The organism is Halomarina halobia (assembly GCF_029338575.1).
Taxonomy (GTDB): domain Archaea; phylum Halobacteriota; class Halobacteria; order Halobacteriales; family Haloarculaceae; genus Halomarina; species Halomarina halobia.
Genome location: NZ_CP119992.1, coordinates 2257681 through 2270355, shown reverse-complemented (window position 1 = coordinate 2270355; position 12675 = coordinate 2257681). Strand labels below are relative to the sequence as shown.

General features: G+C 71.7%; 13 protein-coding genes and 1 pseudogene. 10 read left to right on the top strand and 4 right to left on the bottom strand.

Annotated elements, in window-relative coordinates; genetic code table 11:
• The first annotated feature begins 86 nt into the window (after positions 1-86).
• Both P1K31_RS12020 and P1K31_RS12015 read left to right on the top strand, forming a co-directional pair.
• Positions 87-461 carry a MarR family transcriptional regulator gene (locus tag P1K31_RS12020; RefSeq protein ID WP_276303563.1) on the top strand — a complete coding sequence of 125 codons (375 nt, stop codon included), beginning with the start codon at positions 87-89 and terminating at the stop codon, positions 459-461.
• Positions 461-748, top strand: a complete 288-nt coding sequence (locus P1K31_RS12015; RefSeq protein WP_276303562.1) for a hypothetical protein — start codon at positions 461-463, stop codon at positions 746-748. The genes P1K31_RS12020 and P1K31_RS12015 overlap by 1 nt, the downstream gene beginning before the upstream one ends.
• Before the next feature lie 295 nt (positions 749-1043).
• Here P1K31_RS12015 and P1K31_RS22080 read toward each other — a convergent pair.
• Positions 1044-1142, bottom strand: a pseudogene (locus P1K31_RS22080) (GNAT family N-acetyltransferase); the annotation flags it as partial.
• A gap of 115 nt (positions 1143-1257) precedes the next feature.
• On the opposite strand from P1K31_RS22080, the gene mutS reads away from it, so the two are divergent.
• From mutS to P1K31_RS11990, 5 genes are all read left to right on the top strand, one after another.
• The gene (mutS, locus tag P1K31_RS12010; RefSeq protein ID WP_276303561.1) at positions 1258-3957 is read left to right on the top strand and encodes a DNA mismatch repair protein MutS; all 2700 of its coding nucleotides are present in this window, start codon (positions 1258-1260) and stop codon (positions 3955-3957) included.
• Positions 3954-4349: an NUDIX hydrolase gene (locus P1K31_RS12005; protein ID WP_276303560.1), complete on the top strand. Its 396-nt coding sequence runs from the start codon at positions 3954-3956 to the stop codon at positions 4347-4349. Before mutS ends, P1K31_RS12005 begins: the two co-directional genes overlap by 4 nt.
• Positions 4346-6370 carry a DNA mismatch repair endonuclease MutL gene (gene mutL, locus P1K31_RS12000; RefSeq protein WP_276303559.1) on the top strand — a complete coding sequence of 675 codons (2025 nt, stop codon included), beginning with the start codon at positions 4346-4348 and terminating at the stop codon, positions 6368-6370. The genes P1K31_RS12005 and mutL overlap by 4 nt, the downstream gene beginning before the upstream one ends.
• 201 nt (positions 6371-6571) lie before the next feature.
• Positions 6572-7789 (top strand): carboxypeptidase-like regulatory domain-containing protein, encoded by a 1218-nt coding sequence (locus P1K31_RS11995; RefSeq protein WP_276303558.1) that lies wholly within the window; start codon positions 6572-6574, stop codon positions 7787-7789.
• A 56-nt stretch (positions 7790-7845) separates the two neighbouring features.
• Complete coding sequence (locus P1K31_RS11990) at positions 7846-8076, top strand: hypothetical protein (RefSeq protein WP_276303557.1); 231 nt, start codon at positions 7846-7848, stop codon at positions 8074-8076.
• Here the strand turns inward: P1K31_RS11990 and P1K31_RS11985 are convergent.
• Positions 8030-8791 carry an SDR family NAD(P)-dependent oxidoreductase gene (locus P1K31_RS11985; RefSeq protein ID WP_276303556.1) on the bottom strand — a complete coding sequence of 254 codons (762 nt, stop codon included), beginning with the start codon at positions 8789-8791 and terminating at the stop codon, positions 8030-8032. The two genes, P1K31_RS11990 and P1K31_RS11985, sit on opposite strands and share 47 nt — an antisense overlap.
• 158 nt (positions 8792-8949) lie before the next feature.
• Between P1K31_RS11985 and bcp the strand changes: the two genes are divergently transcribed.
• Both bcp and P1K31_RS11975 read left to right on the top strand, forming a co-directional pair.
• The gene (gene bcp, locus P1K31_RS11980; protein WP_276303555.1) at positions 8950-9411 is read left to right on the top strand and encodes a thioredoxin-dependent thiol peroxidase; all 462 of its coding nucleotides are present in this window, start codon (positions 8950-8952) and stop codon (positions 9409-9411) included.
• Between the two features lie 54 nt (positions 9412-9465).
• Positions 9466-10218, top strand: coding sequence for an SDR family oxidoreductase (locus P1K31_RS11975; RefSeq protein ID WP_276303554.1), 753 nt, complete (start codon positions 9466-9468; stop codon positions 10216-10218).
• Here the strand turns inward: P1K31_RS11975 and P1K31_RS11970 are convergent.
• Together P1K31_RS11970 and P1K31_RS11965 are read right to left on the bottom strand one after the other, a co-directional pair.
• Positions 10215-10613 (bottom strand): DUF7988 family protein, encoded by a 399-nt coding sequence (locus P1K31_RS11970; RefSeq protein WP_276303553.1) that lies wholly within the window; start codon positions 10611-10613, stop codon positions 10215-10217. The genes P1K31_RS11975 and P1K31_RS11970 overlap by 4 nt on opposite strands.
• A gap of 4 nt (positions 10614-10617) precedes the next feature.
• Positions 10618-11817: an MBL fold metallo-hydrolase gene (locus P1K31_RS11965; protein WP_276303552.1), complete on the bottom strand. Its 1200-nt coding sequence runs from the start codon at positions 11815-11817 to the stop codon at positions 10618-10620.
• A 94-nt stretch (positions 11818-11911) separates the two neighbouring features.
• Here P1K31_RS11965 and P1K31_RS11960 point away from each other — a divergent pair, with 94 nt between their 5' ends.
• On the top strand, positions 11912-12547 hold the full coding sequence (locus P1K31_RS11960; protein WP_276303551.1) for a rubrerythrin family protein: 636 nt from the start codon (positions 11912-11914) through the stop codon (positions 12545-12547).
• Positions 12548-12675: the final 128 nt, after the last annotated feature.

Genomic DNA, 12675 nt, shown 5'->3' with positions numbered 1-12675 from the left:
CCGGTAGCAGCAGCCCTCTGGTCAAACGAGTAGCAACATACGTACAGAGGTTTTATCGTGCAGAGTGACGTAGGTACATGGTGACAATGCCGATCAACATCGACACGTTCGAGGGGAGTTCGGAGGACGCGCTCGGCGGTGGGCTCACGCAACCGGAGCGCGTCCTGTCGTTTCTCGCCTCGCACGCCGACAAGGCGTTCCGACCGATCGAAATCGCCGAAGAGACGGGGATCCCGCGGAACTCGATCAGTTCCGTGTTGCGACGCCTCGAAGGGCAGGAGCTCGTCCGGCACAAGGGAGAGTACTGGGCCATCACGGACGACCGGGACCGCCTCCACTCGCTCACACAGTACGAACTCGTCACGGAGAGTCTGAACGACCTCTACGGTGAAGAGGATCCATCCGAGTGGGTCGGACATATGCCAGTCAGGGACGAGGCCGATACGAGCGATGACACATGATGCGGGATGCCGAGGGCGAGATCGCCGAGTTCGAGCGTGGAGACGTCGTCTGGGGAGTCGATCCGTTCAAGCAGGATCCGATCACGGATCCCGAGGTGTCCCCCGACGGTGGGGGTGTTGCACCCCGTCCGTGGCTTATCGTCAGTACTGAAGCCGTTCCCTTCCACCCCGATCAGTATCTCTGTCTCACGCTCACGACGCGGACGTGGCACGGCGCTTCGATCCCCCTCTCGGCGGAGAGCTGGGCAGAAGGCGGTGCGCCGGAGGGATCGTCGATCATGCCGTAGTCGATCTCCGCGATTCGACACGAATTCCTGGATACGACGGGAGACCTCGTCGCTCGCCTCGACGTCGTTCCCGACGACGGTGTCCCCGAGGACGGATACCAGGGCCACCTCACCGAAGCGATTACGGCCGAAGCCACACGTCGTGTCATCGGGTATCTCGAAGAGACACTCGTCACGTGAGCTACCCGGCCCTCAAGCACGAGCCGTTAGGCGACCGACGGAGTGGAGGGGAGGCTGATATCCTGATCAGTGCGAATTATCTACATCTAAAGGATCCCATTGAACTCCTCGTGAGCTACCCGTCTACACCGGCCACCAGCGTATAGCGGGACGGCTCGAAGCCGAGCCTCTCGTAGAAGGCGAGAGCGCGTTCGTTGTCCACGTCGACTTCGAGCGGTTCGAGGGCGTCGCCGTCGAGACGTACTGATCACTGACCGACGCCCGCCGGACGCCCACCCCGCGCGGACGAACCCACAGCGTTTTGCTCCGCCCGCCACCACTCAACAGTCATGACTGCGGAGGGAATCGTCGGACAGTACCTCGCCCTGAAGCGCGAGTCGGACGCCGACCTGCTCGCCATGCAGATGGGCGACTTCTACGAGTTCTTCCACGAGGACGCCGAGGCGGTCGGGCGCGAACTCGACCTGAAGGTGTCCGAGCGTTCGAGCGGCGGGGAGTCCTACAAGATGGCGGGCGTGCCCCTCTCCGAGCTCACGCCGTACCTGACGGCGCTGGTCGAGCGGGGCTACCGCGTCGCCGTCGCGGACCAGCGCGAGCGCGAGGACGGCGAGATCGTCCGCGAGATCGTCCGCGTGGCGACGCCGGGCACGCTGCTCGAGACGACGAGCGAGGAGGCGCGCTACCTGGCGACCGTCGTCCGGGAGGGCGAGGGCGCGAGCGGAGGAGGGTACGGTCTCGCGTTCGTCGACGTGACGACCGGCCGCTTTCACGTCACGACCGTGGAGGGCGCGGGAGCCGTCTGCACCGAGCTGTACCGCTTCGCGCCGATGGAGGTGCTTCCGGGCCCGGAGGTCCGGGGGGACGACGACCTGCTCGCGCGCGTCGAGGAGCGCGTCGAGGCGACGGTCACCCTCCACGCGACGGAGGACTTCGCGCCCGGGCGGGCGCGTCACGCCGTCCGCGAGCACTTCGGCGACGTGCTCGGGGCGCTCGGCGGATCGGACGGCGGTCCGGCTCGGTCGCGCTCCGGCTCCGCCGAGGGGAGTGCCGATCCGATCGGGGGGGCCGCCGTCCGCGCGGCGGGCGCGGCGCTCTCCTACCTCTCGGCGACGGGCGTCGGCGCGCTGGCGTCGGTGACGCGGCTCCAGCCCTACCGCCCGGACGACCACGTCGAACTCGACGCGACGACCCAGCGCAACCTCGAACTCACCGAGACGATGACCGGCGCGGGCCGCTCGCTGTACGAGACGATCGACCGCACCGTGACGAGCGCGGGCGGGCGACTGCTGAAGGAGTGGCTCGGGCGGCCCCGCCGGTCCCGGGGCGAGCTCGAGCGGCGACAGTCGACGGTGGCCGCCTTCGCGCACGCCGCGCTCGCGCGCGAGGAGTTCCGGGAGGTGCTCGGGGAGGCGTATGACCTCGAACGCCTCGCCAGCCGGAGCGTCTCGGGGAGCGCCGACGCGGGCGACTTCCTGCGCGTGCGCGAGACGCTCGCGCTCCTTCCGCGGCTCGCCGAGGTCGTCTCCGGTTCGGAGCGCCTGCGGGCGTCGCCGGCGAGCGAGGTGCTCTCGCGACCGGATCACGAGGCCGCCGCGGACCTCCGCGAGGCGCTCTCGGCGGCGCTCGCGGACGACCCGCCGAACGCGGTCACTGGGGGCGGGGTGATCCGCCACGGGTTCGACGACGAACTGGACGACCTGATCGACCGGCTGGAGACGAACCGGGAGTGGTTCGAGACGCTCGACGAGCGCGAGCGTCGGCGGACGGGCATCTCCCGGCTCTCGGTCGGGCGCAACAAGACCGACGGCTACTACCTCCAGGTGGCGAAGGCCGAGGCCGACGCGGTCCCCGACGACTACGAGGGCATCAAGACGCTGAAGAACGCCCAGCGATACGTCACCGACGAACTCCGGGAACGCGAGCGCGAGATCCTCCGCCTGGAGGAGCGCCGCGCGGACCTGGAGTACGAGCTGTTCTGCGAACTCCGTGACGAGGTGGCGGAGCGGGTCGCGCTCCTGCAGGACGTGGGCCGGGCGTTCGCGGAGCTCGACGCGCTCGCGGGCCTCGCGGTGCACGCCGTCAAACGCGACTGGACGCGACCGGAGCTCGCCGAACCGGGCGCGCTCGACGTGGAGGCGGGCCGCCACCCCGTCGTGGAGACGGACACCGAGTTCGTCCCGAACGACCTCCACCTCGACGCCGACCGCCGCTTCCTCATCGTGACGGGGCCGAACATGAGCGGGAAGTCAACCTACATGCGCCAGGCGGCGCTCATCACGCTGCTGGCGCAGGTGGGGAGCTTCGTCCCCGCCCGGCGGGCGCGCGTGGGCGTCGTCGACGGCATCTACACGCGCGTCGGCGCGCTGGACGAACTCGCCCAGGGGCGCTCGACGTTCATGGTAGAGATGCAGGAGCTCTCGAACATCCTCCACTCTGCCACCGAGGACTCGCTCGTGATTCTCGACGAGGTGGGCCGCGGGACGGCCACCTACGACGGCATCAGCATCGCGTGGGCGGCGACGGAGTACCTGCACAACGTCGTCGGCGCGATGACGCTCTTCGCCACCCACTACCACGAGCTGACGACGCTCGCGGACCACCTGCCGCGCGTGGTCAACGTCCACGTCACGGTCGACGACCGCGACGGCGAAGTGACCTTCCTCCGCACCGTCGAGGAGGGCGCGACCGACCGCTCCTACGGGGTGTACGTCGCGGACCTCGCGGGCGTCCCCGCGCCGGTCGTCGACCGCGCGGACGAGGTGCTCGACGCGCTCCGGGAGGAGCGCGCCATCGAGGCGAAGGGCGGAGGCGGCGGCACCGTCCAGGCCGTCTTCGATCTGGGCTCGGGGGCGTTCCGGACCGCGGCGGAGGCCGACGGGGGATCGGCGACCGCGCCGGAGCCCGAACCCGATCCCGATCCGGAGGTCGAGCGCGTGCTGGCCGACCTCCGGGACGCCGACCCGAACGAGATGACGCCGCTGGAGGCGCTCCGGCTGGTGCAGGACCTCCGGGGGCGGTTGCCGGAATGACCGAGCGACCCCTCCGGGCGACCGTCCACCAGAAGACGGTGCTGTTCGGCCCCGACCGGGACGTGCTGCTCCTCCGGGATCCGGAGGAGGGCTGGGAGTTCCCGGGCGGTCGGCTCGGCGTCGGCGAACGCCCGATCGACGGCCTGCGGCGCGAGGTCCGCGAGGAGACGGGACTTGAAGTGGCCGTGGGGCGACCGATCCACACCGTGGCGTGGCGGAGCAGCGGAAAGGGGCGGTTCGCGGTGATCTACCGCTGTACGACGGTTCTCACCGAGGTGCGCCTGAGCCACGAGCACGTCGAGTACCGGTGGGTCGACCCCGACGACGCGCCCCGACTGCTGAACGACCGGCAGACGGCGGCGCTCGAACGCGCCCTGGAGGAATCGCGATGAGCGACGAGATCCGCCGGCTCGACCCGAAGACGGTGGAGCGCATCGCCGCCGGCGAGGTGGTCGAGCGGCCCGCATCGGTCGTAAAGGAACTGGTCGAGAACAGCCTCGACGCCGACGCCTCGCGGATCGCCGTGAGCGTCGAGAACGGCGGAATCGACGGCGTACGCGTCGCCGACGACGGGAGTGGGATGGACGAGGAGGCGGTCCGCCGGGCCGTCGAGGAGCACACGACGAGCAAGATAACCGACGTCGAGGACCTGGAGCGGGGGGTCCACACGCTCGGCTTTCGCGGCGAGGCGCTGCACGCCATCGGGGCGGTCTCGCGGCTCTCGATCACGACCAGGCCGCGGGGGGAGGCGCGGGGGACGGAACTCGTCGTCGAGGGGGGCGACGTCGAGCGCTCGAAGCCCGCCGGCTGCCCCGAGGGGACGACCGTCGAGGTCGCGGACCTGTTCTACAACGTCCCCGCCCGGCGGAAGTACCTGAAGCGGCCCGCGACGGAGGCCGACCACGTCCAGCGCGTGGTGACGGGCTACGCGCTGGCGAATCCCGACGTCGCCGTCTCCTTCGAGGCCGACGGGCGCGAGCGCTTCGCCACGCCGGGCCGCGGCGACCGCAGGAGCGCCGTGATGGCCGTCTACGGCCGCGAGGTGGCGAGCGCGATGGTGCCGATCGAGGGCGACGCCTCGGCCCTCCCGGACGGCCCCCTCGAGAACGTGTCGGGGCTGGTGAGCCACCCGGAGACGACCCGCGCGAGCCGCGAGTACTGCTCCGCGTTCGTAAACGGGCGGTACGTCACCGCGAGCGCGGTCCGGGAGGCGATCGTGGACGCCTACGGAACGCAGCTCGCGCCGGACCGCTACCCCTTCGCGGTCGTCTTCCTCGACGTGGACCCGGCGACCGTGGACGTGAACGTCCACCCGCGCAAGCTCGAGGTCAGGTTCGCGGACGAGGCGGGCGCGCGCGAGCAGGTCCGGGCGGCCGTGGAGCGCGCGCTGCTCGACGAGGGGCTGATCCGCTCGGGCGCGCCGCGCGGGCGGTCCGCCCCCGAGCAGGCCGAGATCGCCCCCGAGCGCGTCGAGACGGACGAGGCGGGCGAGGAATCGGGAGACGATGGCGGCGAGCGGGCGAAGGCGTCCGGCCCGTCCGCGACGTCCGCCGACGGGACGGCGCGCTCCGACTCCGGAACGGCGTCGGGTGACGGGGACGCCCCGCACGACGCGCACGCCGATTCGGCGGCCGACGGCGCGGCGTCCGCGTCGTCCGTCTCCGCCGCGCCGACGGACGATCCGATGTACGCCGACGAGCGCGGGCCGACGCCCGGGGAGGATCCGCACGAGCGCCGGCGGTCGGGGAAGTTCCGCCCCGCGACCGAGCAGACCCGCCTGAGCGACGACGACCCGGAGCCGGAGTACGAGCGCCTGCCGCCGCTCTCCGTGCTCGGGCAGTACGACGACACCTACGTCGTCGCCGAGACCGACGACGGCCTCGTGCTGATCGACCAGCACGCCGCCGACGAGCGGGTGAACTACGAACGACTCCGCGAGGCGTTCGCGGAGGACGTGACGACGCAGGCGCTCGCGGACCCCGTCCGTCTCGAACTCACCGCGCGCGAGGCGGCGCTGTTCGAGGACTTCGAGGACGCCCTCGCCTCGCTCGGCTTCCACGCGGGGCTCGCGGCGGACCGCGTCGCCGAGGTGCGCACCGTCCCCGCGCTGCTGACGGGGCGCGAGGACCTCGTACGCGACCTCCTGACGGCGTTCGTGGCCGGCGACGGGGCGAGCACGGTCGAGGCCGCGGCCGACGAACTGCTCGCCGACCTCGCCTGCTACCCCTCCGTGACGGGAAACACCTCGCTGACGGAGGGCTCGGTCGTCGACCTGCTCTCCGCGCTCGACGACTGCGAGAACCCCTACGCCTGCCCGCACGGCCGCCCCACGATCGTCGCCTTCGACCGCGAGGAGATCGAGGACCGATTCGAGCGCGACTACCCGGGACACGCCGGCCGTCGGCGGGAGTAACGCCCTCGGACCGCGCTGGCGTCGAGCGGGTGGCGAGCGCGGCGCGATCGAGGGGCAGTCCTCCGCGCGACCCGCCGGGAGGTCGAGGCGGTCGCCGAGCGGATGGAGCGCGCCCGCCGGCGGGAGCGACGGTAGGCCGAACGTGTCGAACGGGTCGAACGAGACGATAGAGATTTGATACACTCTCTCTATCGTGATAGTATGCGAACAATGTACGTTGTGTCGGTCGTCATCCTCCTGGCCGCCACGACGCTTCCGGCGGCCGCGGCGGCGGACCAGGTGACGCTCACCGTCAGCGTCGTCGACGGGGACGGCGCACCCGTCGCCGGCGCGCAGGTGACCGCGGAGTGGGCGGACGGGCGCGCGACCGACACGACGCGGAGCAACGGGCAGGTGCTCGTGGACGTGCCCGCCGGGGCCGACGTGACCATCACCGTCGACGACGACCGCTACGTCAGGAACCGACCCTACGTCCTCACCGACGCCTCCGGCGGCGAGGTGACCGTCCCCGTCGCGGAGCGCGGCCGCGCCGCCGTCCACGTGCGCGACGACGACGGCCCCGTCGCGAGCGCGCGGGTGACCGTCGCGCGGGACGGCGACGTGATCGCGACCGGCTGGACGAACGACGACGGCGCGTTCGCCACTGGTGACATCGAGCAGGGGGTCTACGAGGTGCAGGTCGAGAAACCCGGTTACTACGACCGCGAGCGCACGATCGCGGTCGACGGCGAACGGCTCTGGCTGCTCGACCTCGAAGCGGGGACGGTCCCGGTGGCGGTGCGTGTCGTCGACGCTCACTTCGACCCGCCGCGTCCGATCCCCGGCGCTCGCGTGACGGTCGGCGAGCGCGAGAGCGTGGAGACGAACGGCGACGGCGCGTTCACGTTCCCCCTGCCGGTGAACACGGCGTTCGACCTCCGGGTCGAGAAGGCGGGGTACGAGCCGGCCGCCCGCACCCTCTCCGTCGGGGAGTCGGCGACCGCCGCGACCGTCGCCACCCGGCGCGTTCCGGCGCTCTCGCTCTCGGCCGCCAACTCGAAGGTCGTCGTCGGCCAGACGCTGCGCGTCACGGTGACGGACGAGTACGGCGACCCGGTCGCGGATGCCGGGATCCGCATCGACGGCGAGCGCGTCGCCGAGACTGGCGACGACGGGACGGCGCGCGTCGGAATCGAGGCCGCGGGCGAGCGGCGACTCGTCGCCGTTGCGGCGGGCGTCACGTCCGACACGGTGCTCGTCGAGGGCGTACGAGCGGGCGGCGACGAACCGACGGCGACGACGCCCGCGTCGGAGGCGACGACGAACGACACCGCCCCGGCGACGACCGCCGACGTCGGGCCGGGGTTCACGCCCCTCGCCGCGCTGGCGGCGGTCGCCCTCGCGCTGGGCCTCGCCGCCCGTCGGCGGTCGGGACTGTAGAGCCCTACCGGGGCGTCACAGTGAGATTCACGTGATGTTCACCTCGAATGGCCACCGTGGCAAGCGACAGCGCGAGCGTCCAGGGTAGCGTCCGCCAGCTGTTCCCCTTCGAGCGCGACGTGCTCGTCCTCTCGCTGTCGATGGTCGCGTTCTCGGGGCTCTGGTTCGCGGCCTGCCCGCCGCACGAGGCGCTCATCGTCGGCCCCGCCGAGCGGAACGCCAGCGGCCGCGGCGACGTGATCACGAGATGGAGTACCCGCCGTCCACGATCAGGCCGTGTCCGGTGACGTAGGACGACTCCTCGGAGAGCAGAAACAGGATCGCGTCGGCGATCTCCTCGGGTTCGCCGAGGCGCTTGAGCGGGTACTGCGCCTCCATCCGCGCGCGGACCTCCTCCGGGTTCGACTGCGTCTCGAAGTACTGGCGGCCGAGGTCGGTGTCGGTGAACCCCGGGCAGACGGCGTTGGCGCGGACGCCCTTCGGTCCCGCCTCGGCGGCGATCGCCCGCGTGAAGTTGAGCACCGCCCCCTTCGTCAGCGAGTAGACCGCCTGCTTCGGCAGGCCGAGGACGGCCGCGAGCGAGGCGACGTTGACGATCGCGCCACGGCCCTGCTCCTTCATGATCGGGAGGGCGGCGTGACAGCCGTGCCAGACGCCGTAGACGTTGATGTCGACGACCCGCTCCAGCACGTCCGTCCCCGTCTCCTCGGCGTACGCGGGCGGGTGGCCGACGCCCGCGTTGTTGACGATCCCGTCGAGGCCGTACTCCTCCGCGGTCGCCGCCACGAGGTCGTGAACGCGGTCGCCGTCGGTCACGTCGAGCGCGTGGGAGACGGCCTCGCCGCCCGCGTCGCGGACGGCCTCTGCGGTCTCCGCGGCGGCCTCCTCGTCCACGTCGGTGGCGACCACGGTCGCCCCCTCCGCCGCGCAGGCCAGCGCGGTCGCCTCGCCGATCCCGGCACCTGCACCGGTCACGAACACGGTCGCGTCATCGAGTCGCATACCCCCGGATCGTCACGGGGGGATATACTGTCGGTTGCACCCTCGCGAAAGTAGTGGGCACTCACGGGTGTCCACACTGTTCGCTGGCCTACAACCGACAGTATAACTCCCGGGGGAGACCGCAACCCGTTTGCCCTCGCTTCGCCACTCGATAGACGATGCTCTCGGCAGGCGACGACGCACCCGACTTCGAACTGCTCGATCAGGACGGCCAGCCGACCCGACTGACCGACTTCGCCGGTCCGGTCGTCGTCTACTTCTACCCGCGCGCGGACACCCCCGGCTGCACGACCGAGGCCTGCGGCTTCCGCGACGCGTGGGACGAGTACGAGGAGCGCGGCGTCACCGTCCTCGGGATCAGCGACGACTCGACCGCCGACCTCCGGACGTTCGCGAAGAAGTACGACCTCCCGTTCACGCTCCTGTCGGATCCGGAGGGGGAGGTGGCGGCGCAGTACGACTCCTACGGCGAGAAGGCCATGTTCGGCAACACCTTCGACGGCACCTTCCGCAACACGTACGTCGTCGACGGCGGCGAGATCGTCGCCGCGTACGAGGACGTCTCGCCCGAGGGCCACGCCGAGGAGATCCTGTCGGACCTCGAGGCGCGGGGGGCGTAGGGGAGCCTCGCCGGAAGGGAAAGACCGAGGCCGCTCGCCGCTGTAGCGCCGCCCATGACGCGACCACTCGACGGGCAGACCGCCATCGTAACCGGAGCGAGTTCGGGTATCGGCGCGGCCGCCGCGCACGCGCTGGCGCGGGACGGCGCGAGCGTGGTGCTCGCCGCCCGCCGCGAGGAGCGCCTGCGGGAACTCGCCGACGCGGTCGAGGACGAGCACGGCGGCGAGGCGGCGGTCGTCCCGACGGACGTGCGCGACGAGGAGGGAGTCGAGGCGCTCGTCGAGGCCACGGTCGAGCGATTCGGGGGGCTCGACGTCCTGCTCAACAACGCCGGCCTCGCGCGCGGCGCGGGCGTCGCCGACCTCACCACTGAAGAGTACCGGACGATGATGGAGACGAACGTCGACGGGATGTTCTTCGCCACCCGCGCCGCCCTCCCGCACCTCCGCGAATCCGCGGGGACGCTCCTGTTCGTCGGGAGCTTCGCGGGGCAGTACCCCCGCCCGTTCAACCCGGTCTACGCGGCGAGCAAGTGGTGGACGCGCGGGTTCGCCCTCAGCGTGGCCGCCCGCGTGGGCGACGAGGGGGTCGCGGTGACGGTGATCAACCCCGCCGCGGTGCGCACGGAGTTCGCGATCCCGGGGTTCGGCGAGGAGGAGGCGACCGCGTTCGAGGACCGCTTCGAGTACGGCGAGGCGGTCGAACCCGAGGAGGTGGCCGAGGCGGTCGCCTTCGCCTCGCGGCAGGACCCCTCCTACGCGAGCGAGATCGACCTCTACGACCGCGGGAAGCTCTCGATGTTCTAGCGCACCTCGACCGACACCGCCGCCTCCGGCGTCCGGGCCGTGCGGACGTACCGACGCGGGCCGTGTTCGAGGCGGAAGACCTCGATCCTGACGACGAGTCGCCCCGAGTCGAGCGTCGCGCGCAGGATCGGCCCGGCGCTGGTGACGACGACGTACGGCGGCGCGGCGACGGGGTCGGCCGGCAGCTCCTCGCCCGCCGCCTCGACGGCCCCGGCGAGCACCCCCGGGAACTGCTGCGTGATCCCGGCGTGCGCGAGCGCGGCGCTCAGCGGGTTCGACAGCGAGTCAACGGTGTCGAGATCCTCGCTCTCCGCGACCGCGTCGGCGCAGTCGAGCACCCGCTCCACGAGCCGCCGGTGCTCCGTCAGCAGGTAGGTTCGGACGGCCTCGCGCATCGGCTCACCCCGCGGCACAGTTGTTCGGTCCGAGTTCGAGTTCGAACGCCGTCTCGTCGTCCACGTCCTCCCGGCCGAGGTTGACGGCGATGATCTCCTCGTAGTTCGCCGGGCGGGCTCCCATCCTGTCGAGGACGAACTCGACGAACGCCTCGCGGTCCTGCTCGAAGGCCGGCAGGCGCTCGCGGAGGTCGCCGAGCGCGGCGACGAACGGCCCCGTCGCCGCCACGTCCGGTTCGACGTGCCCCGGCGCGACGGTCAGATCGTCCGGGAGGTCGGCGAAGCGCTCGGTGAGCGTCGCGTGGAGGTCGCGGGCCATCTCCCGCGCGCCGTCGTCGTCCGCCGCTCGCGGACTCCGTCCGCTCGCGCGTTCCGAGGCGCGACGCGCATCGCGTTCCAAATCGGGGCGCGGCACGCGCTCTACGAACAGGCCGTCGCCGGTGAGGAGGAGATCGCTCACGCGGTAGGCGGTCATCTCCGTCGTGTGGCCGGGCGCGGCGATCGCCTCGACGGTGATCCCCCCGACGTCGAGTGTCTCGCCCGGCGCGAGGAGCGTGAAGGCCTCGGCGTCGGCGAGCCCGCGATCGACGGCCCCGCTCGGGAGGACGGGTTCGACGCCCGCCGCGGACAGTTCGCGGACGCCGCTCACGTGGTCGGCGTGGACGTGCGTGTCGAGCGCGTAGGCGAGCTCCGCGCCGAGGGCGCGCGCGTCCGCGAGGTACCGCTCGGCGAACGCGCGCAGCGGGTCGATCACCCCCGCCTCGCCGTCGCTCACCACCAGGTACGCGAGACAGCCGCTCGACGGCCGGAGGTACTGAAGGACGGTCGCGTTCGAGTCGACGTCCAGTTCCGCGACCTCGTAGAGGCGCGCCCAGCCCTCCATCCCCCCGGCGAGGTTGATCGCGTCGACACCCTCCTCGCGCAGCATCGCGGCCACCTCGTCGCTCGCTTCCCCCTGCGGGCAGACGACGACGACCTCCTCGGGCAGGTCGGACGCGAGATCGGCGACGCTGTCGGTGGCTCCCGCGGCGACGAAACGCATGTACGGGATCGCGGACCGTTCGGGCGCGTCGATGCGCCACTCGTCGATCTCGGACCTGTTTCGCACGTCGAGGAGGTGGACGCGCTCCCCGCCCGCGAGGCGGTCGCGGAGCGTCGCCGCGTCGATGGCGTCGGCCGACGCCGTCGAGGACTCCTGGTTCATACCTCGACCGAGGTGATCCGCGCCGATAAGCGCCGCGCGACCGTTCCGATACTCGACACGACCCTACATATGCCGCGGCGGTGTGGAGTCGCGTATGGACGCAGGGGAGTTCACGGCGACCGTCCGGGAGGAGTGCGAGCGGGAACTCGACCGCCTCGGGAGCGAGAAGGCGCTCGTGGCGGCGACCGCGGCGCAGCTCGACCGTGAGCACGTGCTCGCGAGCGCGGCGCGGACCGAACTCCGCGCCGTCGGGACGTTCGAGTCGTGGGCGGCGAGCGAGAGCGCGGAGGCGGCGCGCGCGGCCTTCGTCGGCGCCGCCGAGCGGGAGCGCGAGCACGCCGACCGCGTCGTCGCGCTGCTGGACGAGGGCGCGGAGCCCGAGCCCGACGCCGATCCGCTCCACGAGTACCTCCGCGGGCTCGATTCGACGGCCGAGCGCGTCGCTGCCGGGATGGTCGGCCGCCCGATGGTCACCGACCGGACGCTCCTACAGACGATCAACTTCTTCGTCAACGAGTCCGACGAGCGGACGGCTGACCGCTTCCGCGAGCTGCGCGGGGAGACGCGGGAGACGATCGAGGAGGGAGCGCGGCTGCTCGAGGAGGTGTGCGAGGGCGACGACGACTGGGAGCGCGCCGAGGCAGCCGCCGTCGAGGTCGTCGAGCGCGCCTACGAGGAGTACGCCGAGACGCTCGAGGGGATGGGCGTCGATCCCCGGCCGGTGTGCTGACGCGGGGTCTCCGGTTTACCTGGCGAACAGGCGGCACGGTCGCTCCACGGGTCACTGTGCCGCGCAACCGCAGGACGACCCGTGGCGAGAGTCAGCGCACGGGGACGCTGGCCGCCCCCTCCTACTTG

Bases quoted from the DNA above. Each gene is read 5' to 3' on its own strand.
- P1K31_RS12020 (WP_276303563.1), top strand. From the start codon at position 87: ATGCCGATCAACATCGACACGTTCGAGGGGAGTTCGGAGGACGCGCTC.
- P1K31_RS12015 (WP_276303562.1), top strand. From the start codon at position 461: ATGCGGGATGCCGAGGGCGAGATCGCCGAGTTCGAGCGTGGAGACGTC.
- mutS (WP_276303561.1), top strand. From the start codon at position 1,258: ATGACTGCGGAGGGAATCGTCGGACAGTACCTCGCCCTGAAGCGCGAG.
- P1K31_RS12005 (WP_276303560.1), top strand. From the start codon at position 3,954: ATGACCGAGCGACCCCTCCGGGCGACCGTCCACCAGAAGACGGTGCTG.
- mutL (WP_276303559.1), top strand. From the start codon at position 4,346: ATGAGCGACGAGATCCGCCGGCTCGACCCGAAGACGGTGGAGCGCATC.
- P1K31_RS11995 (WP_276303558.1), top strand. From the start codon at position 6,572: ATGCGAACAATGTACGTTGTGTCGGTCGTCATCCTCCTGGCCGCCACG.
- P1K31_RS11985 (WP_276303556.1), bottom strand. From the start codon at position 8,791: ATGCGACTCGATGACGCGACCGTGTTCGTGACCGGTGCAGGTGCCGGG.
- bcp (WP_276303555.1), top strand. From the start codon at position 8,950: ATGCTCTCGGCAGGCGACGACGCACCCGACTTCGAACTGCTCGATCAG.
- P1K31_RS11975 (WP_276303554.1), top strand. From the start codon at position 9,466: ATGACGCGACCACTCGACGGGCAGACCGCCATCGTAACCGGAGCGAGT.
- P1K31_RS11970 (WP_276303553.1), bottom strand. From the start codon at position 10,613: ATGCGCGAGGCCGTCCGAACCTACCTGCTGACGGAGCACCGGCGGCTC.
- P1K31_RS11965 (WP_276303552.1), bottom strand. From the start codon at position 11,817: ATGAACCAGGAGTCCTCGACGGCGTCGGCCGACGCCATCGACGCGGCG.
- P1K31_RS11960 (WP_276303551.1), top strand. From the start codon at position 11,912: ATGGACGCAGGGGAGTTCACGGCGACCGTCCGGGAGGAGTGCGAGCGG.